We start from the raw sequence: 17,558 nt of genomic DNA on the forward strand, positions 1-17,558 counted from the left end.
CAAAGCGGACGCGGAGCGTCCATTGCGGCATTCCCACGCAGAGCGTGGGAACGATCAGTTCAGCAGCTTAGAAATCCTTGCAGAGGCGCAGTGCGTCGTAGATCGCAGCGTGGGTATTACGCTGCGCCACGCAATCGCCGATGCGGAACAACAAGTAGCCGTCACCCGTGGTACTCAGCGATGGCTGCGGCTTGATCGCGAACAGTGCGTCGATGTCGATCTGGCCCTTGTTGCGCGAACCGTCCTTGAGCCCGTAATACAGCTCTTCATCCGGACGCACGCCGTTTTCCACCACCACCTGATCGACCACCCGCTCCTCTTTGGCGCCGGTGTATTCGTTCTCCAGCACGGCGACCAGTTTGTCGCCTTCGCGGTAGACCTTCTCCAGCATCATGTCGCCGGTCATGATCACTTCTTTCGGGTACATGCTGCGGTAGTAGGTCGGGAACGACGTACCGCCAATGGCCACGCCGGGCTTGATGTCGTCGGTGACGATCTCGACCTGGCTGCCCTTGTCAGCGAGGAAGTCGGCAACCGACATCCCGGTGAACTCGCAAATGGTGTCGTAGACCAGCACGTTCTTGCCCGGCGCGACCTTGCCGTCGAGCACGTCCCAACTGCTGACCACCAGCCCTTCGGCAGCGCCCCAGTGTTCGTTCTGCTCAAGGAACGGATGCCCGCCGACCGCCAGCACGACTACGTCCGGACGCAGATCGAGGATGGTCGCCGCGTCGGCAGCCGTGCCCAAACGCAGATCGACTTTCAAGCGCGCCAGTTCCAGCTGGAACCAGCGGGTGATGCCGGCGATCTGGTCGCGCTGTGGTGCTTTCGAAGCCGTGGTGATCTGCCCGCCGATGAAGTCTTTCTTCTCGAACAGGGTCACGTCGTGGCCACGCTCAGCGGATACGCGCGCCGCTTCCATTCCGGCCGGGCCGGCACCGACCACCACCACTTTGCGTTTGACGCCCGTGGACTTCTCGATGATGTGCGGTACGCCCATGTATTCACGGGAGGTCGCGGCGTTCTGGATGCACAGCACATCCAGCCCTTGGTACTGACGGTCGATGCAATAGTTGGCGCCGACGCACTGTTTGATCTGGTCGATCTGGCCCATCTTGATCTTGGCGATCAGGTGCGGGTCGGCAATATGCGCGCGGGTCATGCCGACCATGTCGACGTAACCGCCTTCCAGAATGCGCGTGGCCTGGTTCGGGTCCTTGATGTTCTGCGCGTGCAGCACCGGCGCTTTCACCACTTCCTTGATCCCGGCGGCCAAGTGCAGGAACGGCTCCGGTGGATAACTCATGTTGGGGATAACGTTGGCCAGGGTGTTGTGGGTGTCACAACCCGAACCGACCACGCCGATGAAGTCGATCATGCCGGTGTCGTCGTAATACTTGGCGATCTGCTTCATGTCTTCGTGGGACAAGCCGTCCGGGTGGAACTCGTCACCGCACAGACGAATACCGACGCAGAAATCGTCGCCGACTTCCTTGCGCACAGCCTTGAGCACTTCCAGACCGAAACGCATGCGGTTCTCGAAGCTGCCGCCCCATTCGTCGGTGCGTTTGTTGACGCGCGGGCTCCAGAACTGGTCGATCATGTGCTGGTGCACAGCCGACAGTTCAACGCCGTCCAGCCCGCCAGCCTTGGCCCGCGCGGCAGCGGTGGCGTAGTTGCCGATCACCCGCCAGATTTCTTCCGGCTCGATGGTTTTGCAGGTTGCGCGGTGCACCGGTTCACGGATACCCGACGGCGACAGCAGGGTCGGCCAGTGCTCGCCGTCCCAACGCGAGCGACGGCCCATGTGGGTAATCTGGATCATGATCTTGGCGCCATGCTTGTGCATGGCGTCGGCCAGATTCTGGAAGTGCGGGATGATCCGGTCGTCTGCCAGGTTGACCGATTTCCACCAGCCTTGCGGGCTGTCGATGGCCACGCTGGAGGAGCCACCGCAAATCGCCAGGCCGATGCCGCCCTTGGCTTTCTCTTCGTAGTATTTGACGTAGCGATCGGTGGTCATGCCGCCGTCGGTCGCGTAGACCTCGGCGTGCGCGGTACTGAGCACGCGGTTGCGGATGGTCAGTTTGCCGATCTGGATCGGCTGGAACATTGCTTCGAAAGCCATGGCGGGTTCCTCGACTTACAACGGCTTGACGGTGAACAGGCCGTCGTCGTGGCCTTCTTCGGAGCCACCGTAGACTTGCTCGGCAACGGTGCGGATCTTGCTGCCGCGAGCCTCAAGAATCTGATCCATGGCACCGGCAAACCAACCGGTGAACATGTAGTCGACCTTGCGCCCGACCTTGCCGTAGACGTAGACGAACGCCGAGTGTTCGAGCTTGACGCTGGCGGTGCCTTTGTCGAGGTCGATGTCCTGGATCTTGAACAGACCCCAGCCGCGTTGCGACAGGCGCTTCATGTAGTGCTCGAACACCGCAACGCCTTCCAGACCGTGGCATTCGGCTTCTTTTTCACACCAGTGCCAGGCGGACTTGTAGCCGGCCTTGTAGAGGATTTCGGCGTAGGCGTCGGCGCCCAGCACTTCTTCGATGCCCATGTGGTTGTTGACGAAAAAGTGGCGCGGCACGTACAGCATCGGCAGGGCGTCGGAGGTCCAGACACCGGTCTCGCTGTCGACTTCGATTGGCAATTGCGGGGCGATCTTGGCCATGGAAACTTAACTCCAGAAAATTTGGTTTGTTGCCCCGGCGCGGACGGCCGGAGGAAAGGATTCAGAAGTGCAGCGGCTTATTCGCCCCAGACGTCCTTCAGGACGTTCACCCAGTTCTCGCCCATGATCTTGCGTACCACGCGCTCGGAGTGGCCACGCTTGAGCAGGGTTTCAGTCAGGTTCGGGAACTCGCCGACGGTGCGGATGCCCAGCGGGTTGATGATCTTGCCGAAGCTGGTCAGACGGCGGGCGTAACCCTTGTCGTGGGTCAGGTATTCGAAGAAGTCCTGGCCATGGCCCTGAGTGAAGTCGGTGCCGATGCCAATGGAATCTTCGCCAACGATGTTCATCACATATTCGATGGCTTCGGCGTAGTCGTCGATGGTCGAATCGATGCCCTTGGCGAGGAACGGCGCGAACATGGTCACGCCGACGAAACCGCCGTGGTCGGCAATGAACTTGAGCTCTTCATCGGACTTGTTGCGCGGGTGCTCCTTGAGCCCCGACGGCAGGCAGTGGGAATAGCAGACCGGTTTTTTCGATTCGAGGATGACTTCCTCGGAGGTCTTGGAGCCGACGTGGGACAGGTCGCACATCACGCCAACGCGGTTCATCTCGGCGACGATCTCGCGACCGAAGCCCGACAGGCCGCCGTCACGCTCGTAGCAACCGGTGCCGACCAGGTTCTGGGTGTTGTAGCACATCTGCACGATGCCGACGCCGAGCTGCTTGAACACCTCGACATAGCCGATCTGGTCTTCAAACGCGTGGGCATTCTGGAAGCCGAACAGGATGCCGGTCTTGCCCTGCTCTTTAGCGCGACGAATGTCGGCGGTGGTGCGTACCGGCATCACCAGGTCGCTGTTTTCGCGGATCAGCTTCTGGCTGGCAGCGATGTTGTTCACGGTCGCCTGAAAGCCTTCCCACACCGACACGGTGCAGTTGGCCGCCGTCAGACCGCCCTTGCGCATGTCTTCGAACAGCTCACGGTTCCATTTGGCAATGATCAGACCGTCGATAACGATGCTGTCGGCGTGTAATTCGGCTGGGCTCATCAGGCGTCCCCTTATTGGCGATTCATGCGCCGAATCGTCTGCCGGCGCTTTGGGGCCAGCATATGCCTCGGTGCCGGGGCGACCGGGTGCAAAAACGACAGGGGAATTGCCGAAAGCGTCAATCCGCGACAAAGGGTCACCAAGCGGCCCGACCAGCCACCTGTTCAAGCCTGCAAGCTTGAGCCAGAATCTCCCGCATCTTGGAAACACCACTGGATTAGAGCGGCGACATCAATGAAATCGATCTTCCTGGCTTTGGCTTTGATTGCGACCGGCGTACACGCCGCTGAAGAGTCCGACAACAACCCGTGCGACGCAGTCGAAAGCGACGTCCAGACCCTGGAATGCTCGACCTACAGCCGTACCACCGCCGAAGACCTGCTCAAGGACAACTACGCCAGCCTCGCCGAACGCATGCAAACCGCGTACGGCAAGAACCCGGCGCAGCTGGCCGACATCACCGCCAAGCTGAAGACTGCCCAGCAGCAGTGGCTGAAAACCCGCGACGCCGATTGCGCGGTGGAAGCATTCCCGGCCACCGAAGGCAGCAAGGCGTTCAAGATTGCGCAAAATGACTGTGTGGCGCGGATGAGCGATGAGCGGTCGGAGTTTTTGGAGTCGATTGGGCAGGAGTAATCCTGGAAGTTCGGCAACATGCTGACAAACGTTGTTGATTGGCCGCCTGGAAAATATAAGTAAAGATCTGAAAATCTTATAAAAGACTTATATTTCCACTGCCATGAATCAATCTGCCGACATCCAAATCATCAACGATGCCGAGGGTAACCCCGCCTTCGTAGTCATTCCCTACGCTCAATACGTCGCACAGAAAATGCAGCCCGATCTGATCCCGCATGAGGTGGTCAGTCGAATGGTCGACGGGGCGACACCGATCCGCGCCTGGCGCGAACACCTGAACCTGACTCAGGAAGAAGTGGCGAAACGTCTGGGAATTTCCCAGCCGGCGTTCGCTCAACAGGAAACGGTAGCGAAGCCACGCAGGACGACCCGCGAGAAAATTGCAGCAGCATTCGGCATCACGGCCAATCAACTTGAGTTGTAGGCTGCCCTCTTCATTCAAAGGAATTCCCATGAACATCTGCGGCATTGAAATCAAAGGCAGCGAAGCGATCATCGCCGTGGCCGCTCTCGACGGTTCGACCCTGAGTCACGTCGCCCTCAGCACCAAGAAAATCGCCCTCGACGATGACGACGAGGCGGCCAACGTCAAGCGCTTCGCCGCGCAGGTGGCGTCGTTTGTGCGGGAGAATTCGATTGACCGGATCGCGATCAAGAAGCGCAGCAAGAAGGGCGAGTTTGCCGGCGGGCCGACCACGTTCAAGATAGAGGGTGTGTTTCAGTTGCTTGATGGCTGCGAGGTGACGTTGTTGTCACCGCAGACGATCAATGCCCAGGCCAAGAAGCACAATTTTGAACTGCCGGGGACGCTGAACAAGTATCAGCATGAGGCTTACAAGGCGGCGTGTTCGGCGTTGGTGAAGAAGTGAACACATTCCCGACATTACATTGATCCCTGTGGGAGCGGGCTTGCCCGCGATGACGGTGGGTCAGTCAATATCAATGTTGGATATGCCGGCCTCATCGCGGGCAAGCCCGCTCCCACAGGTTTATCTGGTGTTGCTGAAATATCAGGCCTGTGCGATTCGCCGGTCTTCCCGGGGACAGCGTGCGAACTTCGCCCGGTAGCTGCGGGTAAAATACGACGGAGATTCAAACCCGCAGGCAATGCTGACTTCCAGCACGCTCATGTCGGTCTGGCGCAACAACTGCCGGGCCTTTTCCAACCTTAAACGCAGATAGAAATTGCTCGGCGTGTCGTTCAGATGCAGCCGAAACAAGCGCTCAAGTTGGCGCCGGGTCACTTTGATCGATTCCGCCAACGCCAACGTGGTCAGCGGCGGTTCGCTGTGTTGTTCCATCTCGCCAATCACCTGAACCAGCTTCTTGTTGCTGATGCCGTAGCGCGTGGCGACTTCCATGCGTTGGTGGTCTTTGCGCGGGCGAATTCGCCCCAACACAAACTGTTCGCTGACCTGAATCGCCAGTTGTGGGCCGTGGGCCTGGGCGATCAGGTCGAGCATCAAGTCGATGGAGGCGGTGCCGCCGGCCGAGGTGATCCGTCGACGGTCGATTTCGAACAGCTCCTGGGTCACGCTGAGCTGTGGATAAGATTCCTTGAAGGCGTCGATGGCTTCCCAGTGCAGGGTCAGGCGATGACCATCGAGCAGGCCAGCCTCGGCGAGGACGAAACTGCCGGTGTCGATGGCGCCGAGGGTCACGCCTTCGTTGTCCAGCCGCCGCAGCCAATGCTCCAGCGTCGGCGTGGCGAACTTCAGCGGTTCGAAGCCGGCCACCACCAACAACGTCGCGCCTTTCTTCAGCGGCTCCAACGCCGCGTCGGCGTTGACCGACATGCCGTTACTCGCCAGCACCGCCCCGCCGTCAGCGCTCAGCACATGCCAGCGGTACAACTCGCCACGAAAGCGGTTGGCCACACGCAGCGGTTCGATCGCGGAAATAAAGCCGATGGCGGAGAACCCCGGCATCAGCAAAAAGTAGAAATCCTGGGACATGTGCGCACTCGGTCGGCGGGTAGCGTGGATCGTTGATACGCCGATTGTCGTCAGCGTTCAAGCGCACAGGTCGCTACAGTGCAAATGCCAGTCGCCGCAGTGCGCTTTCAAGGGCGTATAGCTGCGTAACTTTGCATCACCGGCACGCCAGATGCCGGAACTCACAATAAACGACCTGCCGAGGAACCCGACATGAAACGACTGATCAGCAGCTGTGTTCTTGCACTCAGCGGTACCGCTTTCTTGAGCGCCAGCGTCATGGCGGCCGAACCCGCGTCTTGCCAGAACGTGCGCATGGGCGTGGTCAACTGGACCGACGTGATCGCCACCAGTGCCATGACCCAGGTGCTGCTCGACGGCCTCGGCTACAGCACCAAACAAACCAGCGCGTCCCAGCAAATCATCTTTGCCGGGATCCGCGACCAGCGTCTGGACTTGTTCCTCGGCTACTGGAACCCGTTGATGACCCAGACCATCACCCCGTTCGTCGATGCCAATCAGGTCAAAGTCCTCGACGCACCGAGCCTCAAAGACGCCCGCGCCACCCTCGCCGTGCCGACCTATCTGGCCGACAAGGGCCTGAAGACGTTCGCCGACATCGCCAAGTTCGAGAAAGAACTGGGCGGCAAGATCTACGGCATCGAGCCGGGTTCGGGCGCCAATACCCAAATCAAGGCAATGATCACAAAAAACCAGTTCGGCCTCGGCAAGTTCCAGTTGGTCGAGTCCAGCGAGGCCGGCATGCTTGCCGCCGTCGATCGCGCCGTGCGCCGCAAAGAGGCCGTGGTGTTCTTTGGCTGGGCGCCGCACCCGATGAACGTCAACGTCAAGATGACCTACCTCACCGGCAGCGACGACGCGCTCGGCCCGAACGAAGGCATGGCCACGGTGTGGACGGTCACCGCACCGAAATACGCCGAGCAATGTCCGAACATCGGTCGCCTGCTGAGCAACCTGACGTTCACCGCCGAAGACGAGAGCCGGATGATGCAGCCGCTGCTCGATCACAAGGACGCCTTTGAGTCGGCCAGGCAATGGCTCAAGGATCACCCGCAAGACAAACAGCGCTGGCTCGAAGGTGTGACCACTTTCGACGGCAAACCAGCCGCTGAAAACCTGCAACTCACCAGCCAATAACCCACCACTGAATCATCGCTTCGCAGTCCGGCAAGGGCTGCGAACAGACCCATCACGCCTGAAGGAAACTGCCTCATGAACCACGACGTCATCATCACCTGCGCACTTACCGGTGCTGGCGACACGACCGCCAAGAGCCCCCACGTGCCGGTCACCCCGAAACAGATCGCCGCAGCCGCCGTAGAAGCGGCCAAGGCCGGCGCCACCGTTGTGCACTGCCATGTGCGCGATCCACAGACCGGCAAGTTCAGCCGTGACGTGGCGCTGTACCGCGAAGTGATGGAGCGCATCCGCGAGGCGGACGTCGACATCATCGTCAACCTCACCGCCGGCATGGGCGGCGACCTGGAGATCGGCGCTGGCGAGAATCCGATGGAGTTCGGCCCGAACACCGATCTGGTCGGCCCGCTGACGCGCCTGGCTCACGTTGAAGCATTGCTGCCGGAAATCTGCACCCTCGATTGCGGCACCCTCAACTTCGGCGATGGCGACACCATTTACGTTTCGACCCCGGCTCAGCTGCGGGCAGGCGCCAAGCGCATTACCGAGTTGGGCGTGAAAGCGGAACTGGAAATTTTCGACACCGGTCACCTGTGGTTCGCCAAGCAGATGATCAAGGAAGGCTTGCTCGACAACCCGTTGTTTCAGCTGTGCCTGGGCATCCCGTGGGGCGCGCCGGCCGACACCACCACCATGAAAGCCATGGTCGACAACCTGCCGGCGGACGCGGTGTGGGCCGGGTTTGGTATCGGCCGCATGCAGATGCCGATGGCCGCGCAAGCAGTGTTGCTCGGCGGCAACGTTCGGGTCGGCCTGGAAGACAACCTGTGGCTGGACAAGGGCGTGCTGGCGACCAACGGTCAATTGGTCGAACGCGCCACCGAGATCCTCAGCCGCCTCGGTGCCCGGGTACTGACCCCGGCGGAAGGCCGCAAGAAGATGGGCCTGACCCAGCGCGGCTGAACCTCACCCTTTCTCCCCTGTGAACATAAATTTTGTGGTGAGGGGATTTATCCCCGATGGGTGGCGAAGCCGCCCCAAAACCTGACAACCCGGGGCATCAGATAGACCGAGGGTGCTGGTTTTACGACTGCTTGGCAGCCGATCGGGGCGGTGCGACGTTTCGCTAAATCCCCTCGTCACAAGAACAGAGTTTCCACAGGGATCACCGAACTCTCTCAGGAAATCGCCATGAGCTTTATCACCGAAATCAAAACCTTCGCCGCGTTGGGCAGCGGTGTCATCGGCAGCGGCTGGGTTGCCCGCGCCCTCGCCCACGGCCTCGATGTGGTGGCCTGGGACCCGGCGCCCGGCGCTGAAGCGGCACTGCGCAAACGCGTGGCCAATGCCTGGGGCGCACTGGAGAAAAGCGGCCTGGCGCCGGGCGCATCCCAAGATCGCCTGCGTTTTGTCGCGACCATCGAAGAATGCGTGTGCGATGCCGATTTCATTCAGGAAAGCGCCCCGGAACGCCTGGAACTGAAACTGGAACTGCACAGCAAAATCAGCGCAGCGGCCAAGCCCAATGCTTTGATTGGATCGAGTACTTCGGGCCTGTTGCCGAGTGAGTTTTACGAGAGTTCGACGCACCCGGAACGCTGTGTGGTCGGTCATCCGTTCAACCCGGTTTACCTCCTGCCGCTAGTCGAAGTGGTCGGTGGCAAAAACACCGCGCCCGAAGCCGTGCAAGCGGCGATGAAAGTCTACGAATCCCTCGGCATGCGTCCGCTGCATGTGCGCAAGGAAGTTCCGGGCTTCATCGCCGACCGCTTGCTCGAAGCGCTGTGGCGCGAGGCGCTACACCTGGTCAACGATGGCGTGGCGACTACCGGCGAGATCGACGATGCGATCCGTTTTGGCGCCGGTTTGCGCTGGTCGTTCATGGGCACTTTCCTGACTTACACCCTGGCGGGTGGCGATGCCGGCATGCGCCACTTCATGTCGCAATTCGGCCCGGCGTTGCAGTTGCCGTGGACGTATCTGCCGGCGCCGGAGTTGACCGACAAGTTGATCGATGACGTGGTGGATGGCACCAGTGAACAGCTTGGCGAGCGCAGCATTTCGGCGCTGGAGCGCTATCGTGATGATTGTTTGCTGGCGGTGCTTGAGGCGGTGAAAGCTACCAAGGAGAAGCATGGGATGAGTTTCAGCGAGTGATGCGTCCGCTTCAAACTGCTGCCCTCACCCTAGCCCTCCCCCTTGGGGGAGAGGGCTGGGGTGAGGGGGTTGCTCTTGATCCTAACGACCCGCCAACTGCCGGAATCCAAACCATGCCCCACCTCACCACCTACCAAACCCGCATCATCCCCGACTGGGTCGACTATAACGGCCATCTGCGCGATGCCTTCTACCTGCTGATCTTCAGCTACGCCACCGACGCCCTGATGGACCGTCTCGGCATGGACAGCAACAACCGCGAAGCCAGCGGCAACTCGCTGTTCACCCTCGAACTGCACCTCAATTACCTGCATGAAGTGAAGCTCGACACCGACGTCGAAGTGCGCACGCAAATCATCGGCCACGACAGCAAGCGCCTGCACCTTTATCACAGCCTGCATAAGGTCGGAGAGGACCAGGAACTGGCCGGCAACGAACAAATGCTTCTCCACGTCGACCTTGCCGGCCCGCGTTCGGCGCCGTTCAGTGTCGACACCCTGAGCCGCCTGCAAGCCATCGTCGCCGAGCAGACCGACCTGCCCGCCCCCGCTTACATCGGCCGCGTCATCGCCCTGCCACCCGCCAAGTAAAAACCTCTATCGACCGAGATGAGAGGTTGCTGCGGATATCGGTTTCGCTGACTCACAGACAAAAAAAGCCCCGATACCAGCCGTGACAGGATCGGGGCAGAGGGTACTGTTGAGGAGCTGCCGTGCGAGGGTGACCAAACCTTCGTGTTGCAAGCTGAGGTCAGTGTGCCCACTCCCCTTTACGACGAGTTAGCCGAAAACGACCTGTTCATAGCAGTCGCGGCCACTGCGACAAATCGCCCTTGCCGTCCCTCCCCTTGCCTACGAGAATCGAGCCACGACCTCCGTTGCCGAAGAAGGATTCGCCTCATGATGTATGCCGATTTGATCGATCAGGAAGACCTGTTGGGCCAGCTCAAGGCATTGGGATTTCAAGTGCCGAGCGGCTCCACGGCGGAGCAGGCTTGTGAGTGTGCGGTGCGTGGCCTGGATAACGTTCGCGCGTTTGAACTGCGCAAGATGGTCAAGGACATGTACACCAGCGGCGCGAGCATTCAGCCGGCGGTGCGTCAGGCCATCGATAAGCAGTTGTTGCCGGCATTGGCGCAGTACCAACAGACACATAGCGCCTGACAGGCCGTCATCGCTGGCAAGCCAGCTCACACAGGGATTTGTGGTGAACACACAATTTGTGTCCGACGCAGATCCTGTGGGAGCTGGCTTGCCAGCGATAGCATCACCTCGGTCTACAGCCTTACGCTGGCAAACGTCGACTCGTTCCGCGCCTGGCTCAACGCCGACATCGGCCCCGACAACGGCGACATCACGATCGCCTGCGGCAGCGGCAGCATCGCCACTTGCTGTGTCGTATTGGAACCCACGCGCTCGTCACGCGGCGGAATGCCGAAGTATTCGCGGTAGCACTTGGAGAAGTGCGGCGTCGACACGAAACCACACACCGAAGCCACTTCGATGATCGACATCGGCGTCTGCTTGAGCAGTTGCCGGGCGCGGATCAGACGCAGCTTGAGGTAGTAGCGTGACGGCGAGCAGTGCAGGTACTTCTGGAACAGGCGCTCAAGCTGTCGACGCGACACGGCGACGTACACCGCCAGTTCGTCCAGATCAATCGGCTCTTCCAGATTCGCTTCCATCAACGCGACGATTTCCTGCAACTTCGGCTGGTTGGTGCCGAGCATGTGCTTGAGCGGCACGCGCTGGTGATCCTGCTCATTGCGGATGCGCTCGTAGACGAACATCTCCGAGATTGCGGCGGACAGTTCACGGCCGTGATCGCGGCTGATCAGGTGCAGCATCATGTCCAGCGGCGCGGTGCCGCCGGAGCTGGTGAACCGGTTACGGTCGAGGGTGAACAGGCGAGTGCTCATCGCCACGCGCGGGAAAGCTTCCTGCATCGCCGCCAGACATTCCCAGTGCACGCTGCAATCGAAACCGTCGAGCAGGCCGGCACAGGCCAGCGCCCAACTGCCGGTGCACACGGCGCCGAGACGCTTCGACTGCCGCGCCTGGCTTTGCAGCCATGAGACGTGTTCACGGGTAACAGTGCGTTGAATGCCGATGCCGCCGCAGACGATCACGGTGTCCAGGGGCGGGGCTTTGTGCATGGAGGCGTCGGGGGTGATTTGCAGACCGTCACTGGCCCACACCTGGCCGCCATCGACGGTGAGGGTGCTCCAGCGATACAGCTCGCGACCGGACAATTGATTGGCCATGCGTAGCGGTTCTACCGCAGAGGCCAGGGAAATCAGCGTGAAATTGTCCAGCAGCAGAAAGCCGATGGATTGAGGCGCACGGTTCTGGGGTTGGGCCCCGGAGTTGAACGACGTCATCGCGGTATCTCCTCACACAAAGCGGGTGATGGCCTCAGGCGGAGGCTCTTGTTATTGCCGCGTACTCATGCGGGAGACGGGCTTTGTTATGACAGAGCAATTGCCATGCCTAAAATTGAATGAGCGTTCAATAACTCCTGAAAACGACGTCGCGACGTGTCTATTCGAGACGTCCGACGAAAGGTATTTCGAAGTGCCATCAGCGATGGCGAAAGCCCTGCCCCGTAGCCTGTGAGCAAATCGGTAGCACTTGTGGGAACTGGCCTGCGCGCAGTTGGCGGGGAGTGTCACCCAAGGCACGGGTGACGGACGGTAGGAGGGGCGAATCAGGTGATGGAACTGGGAAATACTCTTATCTGATTGCGACGCGCTAAAAGGTGGCGCTTGCGGTTATGTGTGTTCACTTACCGAGCAGTTTTGACTGGTCCAGGCCCTGCAGCAATTTCAAATCAAACATGGATCCCTGTGGTGAGGGGATTTATCCCCGACCGGCTGCGTAGCGGCCGTAAATCCATTCACCAAGGTGTGTCAGGCAGAACTTGATTTCAGGATTTGGGGCTGCTTCGCAGTCCATCGGGGATAAATCCCCTCGCCACAGGACACCTCTGTTTCAGCACTCAACTGCGCTCACCGCCAACCCACCCCGCGACGTCTCTTTATATTTGTCATGCATGTCGGCGCCGGTATCACGCATGGTGCGGATCACTCTATCGAGCGAGATGAAATGCTGACCATCCCCGCGCAAGGCCATCTGCGCCGCATTGATCGCTTTCACCGCCGCAATCGCGTTGCGCTCGATGCACGGCACTTGCACCAGCCCGCCCACCGGATCGCAGGTCAGGCCAAGGTTATGTTCCAGGCCGATTTCCGCTGCGTTGCATAATTGCTCGGGCGTGGCGCCAAGAATCTCCGCCAGCCCCGCCGCCGCCATCGCGCAGGCTGAGCCGACCTCGCCCTGACAACCGACTTCGGCGCCGGAGATCGAAGCATTCTTCTTGCACAGAATCCCCACCGCCGCCGCGCCCAGCAAGTAATCGACCACGTTGGCGTCAGTCACCGCTTCGCTGAACTTCATAAAGTAGTGCAACACCGCCGGGATGATCCCCGCCGCTCCATTGGTCGGCGCCGTAACCATGCGCCCGCCGGCGGCGTTCTCTTCGTTGACGGCAAGGGCAAACAGGTTGACCCACTCCATCGCACTCAGGGTCGAGCCGATCACATTGGGCTTGTTCAACTCTTGCAGACTGCGATGCAACTTCGCTGCGCGCCGCCGCACATTCAAACCACCGGGCAGAATGCCCTCGTGTTTCAGGCCCTGCTCGACGCAATCCTGCATCGCCCGCCACAGCGTCATCAGCCCAGCGCGTATCTCTTCTTCACTGCGCCAGACCTTTTCGTTGGCCATCATCAATTCGGCGACGCGCAGGTTGTTCTTTTTGCACAGTTCCAGCAGCTCGACGGCGCTGGAAAAGTCATAAGGCAACTCGGTGCGATCCAGATCGACCACACCGCTGGACGCCTGCGCTTCATCCACCACAAACCCGCCGCCGACTGAATAGTAGGTGTCGCGATGCAGTTCACCGTGATCGCCTTCGGCAACCAGGGTCATGGCGTTGGGGTGGAATGGCAGGTTTTCGTCAATCAGGCGCATGTCGCGAGCCCAGACAAACGGTACCGACAGGCGACCATCCAAGAGCAGGGTGTGAGTTTCGCGCAAGGCCTGGATGCGCGGGCCGATCTGCGACGGGTCGATTGCGTCCGGCCACTCGCCCATCAGGCCCATGATCACTGCGTTGTCGCTGCCGTGACCGATGCCGGTGGCCGACAGTGAACCGAACAACTGCACTTCTACCCGGCGCACCTGTTCCAACTGATGCTTGCTGCGCAGAGTCTCGACAAACAATGCCGCGGCGCGCATCGGCCCGACGGTGTGAGAACTGGAAGGGCCGATGCCGATTTTGAACAGGTCGAAAACGCTGATAGCCATTGCTGCAGAGCTCCTGAGGATGCCGGTCCGGGGCGTGAAGCGCCCACTGGCGGAGCTGCTACGCTCAAGCTGCGATCCGCCGGAATGCCGGCATCATCAGGCTTTTGTCGGGTCGCACGGCGTCTGACACCGACGCACTCATGCCCACTAACGCCGTAGCGCTTTCGTCCCCGGTTTTCGCCGTTTTTATGCGGTTCAGATGGCCAAACGGGGCTGAAAAAAGCTGTAAACGACGTCACTGACACTGGATGCGACCATCCCTGTACTGGATACGACGCCCCCTGTAGGCGTCAGATTTTCACTGGTACATGATCGTTATGACTCGATTGCAAGGCGCCGTGGTAGAGCTGTCTCCAGAACGCCATCCAACCGCAACCTATAAGTGCGGTGGTCCACAGTCGGAACACTGCCAAAAAAAACACCAAGGAGTCCATCCATGAAAGGTTCCCCGTCGTTGTTGTTGGCCGCCATGCTGAGTCTGCCGTTACTGGCTCAAGCCGCAGAACCGGCGCAGTGCAGTACCGTTAACTTCTCCGATGTCGGCTGGACCGACATCACCGCCACCACCGCAACCACCTCCGTTGTTCTCAACGCCCTCGGCTACAAGACCAAGACCACCATGATCTCCGTGCCGGTGACCTACAAGTCGCTGGCCGACGGCAAGAACATGGACGTGTTCCTCGGCAACTGGATGCCGACCATGGAAAACGACATCAAGGCCTACCGCGAAGCCGGCACCGTGGAAACCGTGCGCACCAACCTCACGGGCGCCAAGTACACGCTCGCCGTGCCGCAAGCCCTGTACGACAAAGGTCTGCATGACTTCGCCGACATCGCCAAATTCAAGAAAGAGCTCGACGGCAAGATCTACGGCATCGAGCCTGGCAACGACGGCAACCGTCTGATCCAGAGCATGATCGACAAGGACGCCTTCGGCCTGAAAACCGCCGGTTTCAAAGTCGTCGAATCCTCCGAAGCGGGCATGCTCTCGCAGGTTGACCGTGCTTCTCGGCGTGGCACCGAAGTGGTGTTCCTCGGCTGGGCGCCGCACCCGATGAACAAGCGCTTCAAGATCCAGTACCTGACCGGTGGTGACGAATTCTTCGGCCCGGATTTCGGTGCCGCAACTGTGGCGACCAACACCCGCAAGGGCTACGCCACCGAGTGCAGCAACGTCGGCCAGTTGCTGAAGAACCTGGAGTTCACCGTCGACATGGAAAGTGAACTGATGGGCAACATCCTCGACGACAAGATGAAGCCTGACGCAGCCGCCAAGGCCTGGCTGAAAAAGAATCCACAAGTGCTCGATACCTGGCTCGCTGGCGTGACCACCATTGACGGTAAACCTGGCCTGGAGGCCGTGAAAGCCAAGATTGCTCAGTAATCGCTTATGCCGGACGGCTCCGGCCGTCCGGGCTGTTTATTTCCTTGCATGCGGACGTTCACTACCATGCTGATTGATCAGAAAATACCTTTAGGCCAGTACATCGCGGGCTTCGTTGAATGGTTGACGCAACACGGCGCCAACACCTTCGACGCCATCGCCGTGACGCTGGAAACGATGATCCACGGCGTGACGTTTGCGCTCACCTGGTTCAACCCTTTCGTCTTGATCGGCCTCATTGCCCTCCTCGCCCATTTCATCCAGCGCAAATGGGGGCTGACTGTTTTTGTGATTGCGTCCTTTCTGCTGATCCTCAATCTGGGCTACTGGCAGGAAACCATGGAAACCCTCGCCCAGGTCATGTTCGCGACCCTGGTCTGCGTGGTCATCGGCGTGCCGTTGGGCATCGTCGCCGCGCACAAACCGATGTTCTACACAGTGATGCGTCCGGTACTCGATCTGATGCAGACCGTACCGACCTTCGTTTACCTCATTCCTACCCTGACCCTCTTCGGGCTGGGTGTGGTGCCAGGCCTGATCTCCACGGTGGTGTTCGCCATCGCTGCGCCGATCCGCCTGACCTACCTGGGCATCCGCGATGTCCCACAAGAACTGATGGACGCCGGCAAGGCCTTCGGCTGCTCGCGTCGCCAATTGCTCTCACGGATCGAACTGCCTCACGCCATGCCGAGCATCGCGGCCGGCATCACCCAGTGCATCATGCTGTCGCTGTCGATGGTGGTGATCGCGGCACTGGTGGGCGCCGACGGACTCGGCAAACCGGTGGTCAACGCACTGAACACTGCTGATATCGCCCTGGGCTTCGAAGCAGGCCTGGCGATCGTACTGCTGGCGATCATGCTCGACCGTATCTGCAAACAACCCGACGCTAAAGTAGGGGGTGACGCATGAGCATAATTCGCTTCGAAGACGTCGACGTAATCTTCTCCAAGGATCCACGCGAGGCACTCAAGCTGCTGGATCAGGGCATGACCCGTAACGAGATTCTGAAAAAGACCGGGCAAATTGTCGGCGTGGAAAAAGCCACGCTGGACATCAACAAAGGCGAAATCTGCGTACTGATGGGCTTGTCCGGTTCCGGCAAGTCGAGCCTGTTGCGCTGCATCAACGGTCTCAACACCGTGAGTCGCGGCAAGCTGTTCGTCGAGCATGAGAACCGTCAGATCGACATCGCTTCCTGCACCCCGGCAGAACTGAAAATGATGCGTACCAAACGCATCGCCATGGTGTTCCAGAAGTTCGCTCTGATGCCGTGGCTGACCGTGCGCGAGAACATCAGCTTCGGTCTGGAAATGCAGGGTCGACCGGAGAAGGAACGCAAGAAACTGGTCGATGAAAAACTCGAACTGGTGGGCCTGACCCAATGGCGCAACAAGAAGCCTGACGAACTCTCCGGCGGCATGCAGCAACGCGTGGGCCTGGCCCGTGCGCTGGCGATGGACGCCGATATTCTGTTGATGGACGAACCGTTCTCGGCGCTCGACCCGTTGATCCGTCAGGGTCTGCAAGACGAACTGCTGGAACTGCAACGCAAGCTGAGCAAGACCATCGTGTTTGTGAGCCACGACCTCGACGAGGCGCTGAAACTCGGCAGCCGCATCGCGATCATGAAGGACGGCCGGATCATCCAGTACAGCGTGCCGGAAGAGATCGTGCTGAACCCGGCGGATGACTATGTGCGTACATTCGTGGCGCACACCAATCCGCTCAACGTGCTCTGCGGTCGCAGCCTGATGCGCACGCTGGACAAGTGCAAACGCATCAACGGTTCGGTATGCCTCGATCCGGGCGGCGACTCGTGGCTGGATCTGGCGGAAGGCAACACCATCAAGGGTGCACGGCAGAACGGTTCGGTGCTGAACCTGCAGAACTGGGCACCGGGGCAAGCGGTAGAAGGGCTGGAGCGCAAGCCGACGCTGGTGGATTCGAATATCGGCATGCGTGATGCATTGCAGATTCGTTATCAGACCGGCAACAAACTGGTGCTGCACGATAACAATCATGTGGTGGGGATTCTGGGCGACAGCGAGTTGTATCACGCGTTGCTGGGCAAGAACCTGGGCTAAACACCCCACACACAAAAACGCCGCGAGAGGATCGCGGCGTTTTTGTTAGTGCATATATTCAGCTGCAAACAGAGAACCTGTGGTGAGGGGATTTATCCCCGAT

The 17,558-nt window shown here is 59.9% G+C and carries 17 protein-coding genes; 11 read left to right on the plus strand and 6 right to left on the minus strand.

Annotated features, from left to right (window positions below; genetic code table 11):
- Nucleotides 1–67: 67 nt before the first annotated feature.
- The 3 genes from dgcA to ACA043_RS27180 form a co-directional block, all read right to left on the minus strand.
- Entirely contained in the window at nucleotides 68–2,128 is a 2,061-nt protein-coding gene (dgcA, locus tag ACA043_RS27170) for a dimethylglycine demethylation protein DgcA (protein ID WP_497658231.1), read from the minus strand.
- Nucleotides 2,129–2,143: 15 nt separating this feature from the next.
- Complete coding sequence (locus tag ACA043_RS27175) at nucleotides 2,144–2,674, minus strand: DUF5943 domain-containing protein (RefSeq protein WP_005792152.1); 531 nt, start codon at nucleotides 2,672–2,674, stop codon at nucleotides 2,144–2,146.
- Between the two features lie 77 nt (nucleotides 2,675–2,751).
- The gene (locus ACA043_RS27180; protein WP_194935229.1) at nucleotides 2,752–3,729 is read right to left on the minus strand and encodes a dipeptidase; all 978 of its coding nucleotides are present in this window, start codon (nucleotides 3,727–3,729) and stop codon (nucleotides 2,752–2,754) included.
- 234 nt (nucleotides 3,730–3,963) lie between these two features.
- Between ACA043_RS27180 and ACA043_RS27185 the strand changes: the two genes are divergently transcribed.
- The 3 genes from ACA043_RS27185 (at nucleotide 3,964) to ACA043_RS27195 (ending at nucleotide 5,237) form a co-directional block, all read left to right on the plus strand.
- Nucleotides 3,964–4,365 (plus strand): lysozyme inhibitor LprI family protein, encoded by a 402-nt coding sequence (locus ACA043_RS27185; protein ID WP_489879355.1) that lies wholly within the window; start codon nucleotides 3,964–3,966, stop codon nucleotides 4,363–4,365.
- A 103-nt stretch (nucleotides 4,366–4,468) separates the two neighbouring features.
- Nucleotides 4,469–4,792, plus strand: a complete 324-nt coding sequence (locus ACA043_RS27190; protein WP_497658232.1) for a helix-turn-helix domain-containing protein — start codon at nucleotides 4,469–4,471, stop codon at nucleotides 4,790–4,792.
- A gap of 28 nt (nucleotides 4,793–4,820) precedes the next feature.
- Nucleotides 4,821–5,237 (plus strand): DUF3010 family protein, encoded by a 417-nt coding sequence (locus ACA043_RS27195; RefSeq protein ID WP_103304488.1) that lies wholly within the window; start codon nucleotides 4,821–4,823, stop codon nucleotides 5,235–5,237.
- Nucleotides 5,238–5,378: 141 nt separating this feature from the next.
- Here ACA043_RS27195 and ACA043_RS27200 read toward each other — a convergent pair whose 3' ends face one another.
- Nucleotides 5,379–6,323, minus strand: coding sequence for a GlxA family transcriptional regulator (locus tag ACA043_RS27200; protein ID WP_497658233.1), 945 nt, complete (start codon nucleotides 6,321–6,323; stop codon nucleotides 5,379–5,381).
- Between the two features lie 192 nt (nucleotides 6,324–6,515).
- Here ACA043_RS27200 and ACA043_RS27205 point away from each other — a divergent pair, with 192 nt between their 5' ends.
- The 5 genes from ACA043_RS27205 (at nucleotide 6,516) to ACA043_RS27225 (ending at nucleotide 10,780) form a co-directional block, all read left to right on the plus strand.
- Nucleotides 6,516–7,460 carry a choline ABC transporter substrate-binding protein gene (locus tag ACA043_RS27205; protein ID WP_401270909.1) on the plus strand — a complete coding sequence of 315 codons (945 nt, stop codon included), beginning with the start codon at nucleotides 6,516–6,518 and terminating at the stop codon, nucleotides 7,458–7,460.
- 75 nt (nucleotides 7,461–7,535) lie between these two features.
- Nucleotides 7,536–8,423, plus strand: coding sequence for a 3-dehydrocarnitine:acetyl-CoA trimethylamine transferase CdhC (gene cdhC, locus ACA043_RS27210; RefSeq protein ID WP_093429893.1), 888 nt, complete (start codon nucleotides 7,536–7,538; stop codon nucleotides 8,421–8,423).
- Between the two features lie 228 nt (nucleotides 8,424–8,651).
- Nucleotides 8,652–9,617, plus strand: a complete 966-nt coding sequence (locus ACA043_RS27215; protein WP_401270913.1) for an L-carnitine dehydrogenase — start codon at nucleotides 8,652–8,654, stop codon at nucleotides 9,615–9,617.
- A 113-nt stretch (nucleotides 9,618–9,730) separates the two neighbouring features.
- Nucleotides 9,731–10,207, plus strand: a complete 477-nt coding sequence (locus tag ACA043_RS27220) for a thioesterase family protein (RefSeq protein WP_497658234.1) — start codon at nucleotides 9,731–9,733, stop codon at nucleotides 10,205–10,207.
- 309 nt (nucleotides 10,208–10,516) lie between these two features.
- On the plus strand, nucleotides 10,517–10,780 hold the full coding sequence (locus ACA043_RS27225; RefSeq protein ID WP_103304375.1) for a hypothetical protein: 264 nt from the start codon (nucleotides 10,517–10,519) through the stop codon (nucleotides 10,778–10,780).
- A gap of 113 nt (nucleotides 10,781–10,893) precedes the next feature.
- Here the strand turns inward: ACA043_RS27225 and gbdR are convergent, their stop codons facing one another.
- Both gbdR and ACA043_RS27235 read right to left on the minus strand, forming a co-directional pair.
- Nucleotides 10,894–11,997: a choline metabolism transcriptional regulator GbdR gene (gene gbdR, locus ACA043_RS27230; protein WP_007949927.1), complete on the minus strand. Its 1,104-nt coding sequence runs from the start codon at nucleotides 11,995–11,997 to the stop codon at nucleotides 10,894–10,896.
- A gap of 610 nt (nucleotides 11,998–12,607) precedes the next feature.
- Entirely contained in the window at nucleotides 12,608–13,984 is a 1,377-nt protein-coding gene (locus ACA043_RS27235) for an L-serine ammonia-lyase (RefSeq protein WP_187679675.1), read from the minus strand.
- Nucleotides 13,985–14,420: 436 nt separating this feature from the next.
- Here ACA043_RS27235 and ACA043_RS27240 point away from each other — a divergent pair, with 436 nt between their 5' ends.
- From ACA043_RS27240 to choV, 3 genes are all read left to right on the plus strand, one after another.
- The gene (locus tag ACA043_RS27240; protein WP_187679676.1) at nucleotides 14,421–15,368 is read left to right on the plus strand and encodes a choline ABC transporter substrate-binding protein; all 948 of its coding nucleotides are present in this window, start codon (nucleotides 14,421–14,423) and stop codon (nucleotides 15,366–15,368) included.
- A gap of 66 nt (nucleotides 15,369–15,434) precedes the next feature.
- Complete coding sequence (choW, locus tag ACA043_RS27245; protein WP_187679677.1) at nucleotides 15,435–16,280, plus strand: choline ABC transporter permease subunit; 846 nt, start codon at nucleotides 15,435–15,437, stop codon at nucleotides 16,278–16,280.
- Nucleotides 16,277–17,455 carry a choline ABC transporter ATP-binding protein gene (gene choV / locus ACA043_RS27250; protein WP_016772804.1) on the plus strand — a complete coding sequence of 393 codons (1,179 nt, stop codon included), beginning with the start codon at nucleotides 16,277–16,279 and terminating at the stop codon, nucleotides 17,453–17,455. Before choW ends, choV begins: the two co-directional genes overlap by 4 nt.
- Nucleotides 17,456–17,558: the final 103 nt, after the last annotated feature.

The sequence above is a fragment of the Pseudomonas sp. LBUM1648 genome (genome assembly GCF_059716145.1).

Excerpts from the sequence above, each read along its gene's own strand:
- ACA043_RS27215 (WP_401270913.1), top strand. The coding sequence starts at position 8,652 with ATGAGCTTTATCACCGAAATCAAAACCTTCGCCGCGTTGGGCAGCGGT.
- ACA043_RS27240 (WP_187679676.1), top strand. The coding sequence starts at position 14,421 with ATGAAAGGTTCCCCGTCGTTGTTGTTGGCCGCCATGCTGAGTCTGCCG.
- gbdR (WP_007949927.1), bottom strand. The coding sequence starts at position 11,997 with ATGACGTCGTTCAACTCCGGGGCCCAACCCCAGAACCGTGCGCCTCAA.
- ACA043_RS27205 (WP_401270909.1), top strand. The coding sequence starts at position 6,516 with ATGAAACGACTGATCAGCAGCTGTGTTCTTGCACTCAGCGGTACCGCT.
- choW (WP_187679677.1), top strand. The coding sequence starts at position 15,435 with ATGCTGATTGATCAGAAAATACCTTTAGGCCAGTACATCGCGGGCTTC.
- ACA043_RS27180 (WP_194935229.1), bottom strand. The coding sequence starts at position 3,729 with ATGAGCCCAGCCGAATTACACGCCGACAGCATCGTTATCGACGGTCTG.
- ACA043_RS27175 (WP_005792152.1), bottom strand. The coding sequence starts at position 2,674 with ATGGCCAAGATCGCCCCGCAATTGCCAATCGAAGTCGACAGCGAGACC.
- choV (WP_016772804.1), top strand. The coding sequence starts at position 16,277 with ATGAGCATAATTCGCTTCGAAGACGTCGACGTAATCTTCTCCAAGGAT.
- ACA043_RS27195 (WP_103304488.1), top strand. The coding sequence starts at position 4,821 with ATGAACATCTGCGGCATTGAAATCAAAGGCAGCGAAGCGATCATCGCC.
- ACA043_RS27225 (WP_103304375.1), top strand. The coding sequence starts at position 10,517 with ATGATGTATGCCGATTTGATCGATCAGGAAGACCTGTTGGGCCAGCTC.
- ACA043_RS27185 (WP_489879355.1), top strand. The coding sequence starts at position 3,964 with ATGAAATCGATCTTCCTGGCTTTGGCTTTGATTGCGACCGGCGTACAC.
- ACA043_RS27220 (WP_497658234.1), top strand. The coding sequence starts at position 9,731 with ATGCCCCACCTCACCACCTACCAAACCCGCATCATCCCCGACTGGGTC.
- ACA043_RS27235 (WP_187679675.1), bottom strand. The coding sequence starts at position 13,984 with ATGGCTATCAGCGTTTTCGACCTGTTCAAAATCGGCATCGGCCCTTCC.
- dgcA (WP_497658231.1), bottom strand. The coding sequence starts at position 2,128 with ATGGCTTTCGAAGCAATGTTCCAGCCGATCCAGATCGGCAAACTGACC.
- ACA043_RS27190 (WP_497658232.1), top strand. The coding sequence starts at position 4,469 with ATGAATCAATCTGCCGACATCCAAATCATCAACGATGCCGAGGGTAAC.
- cdhC (WP_093429893.1), top strand. The coding sequence starts at position 7,536 with ATGAACCACGACGTCATCATCACCTGCGCACTTACCGGTGCTGGCGAC.
- ACA043_RS27200 (WP_497658233.1), bottom strand. The coding sequence starts at position 6,323 with ATGTCCCAGGATTTCTACTTTTTGCTGATGCCGGGGTTCTCCGCCATC.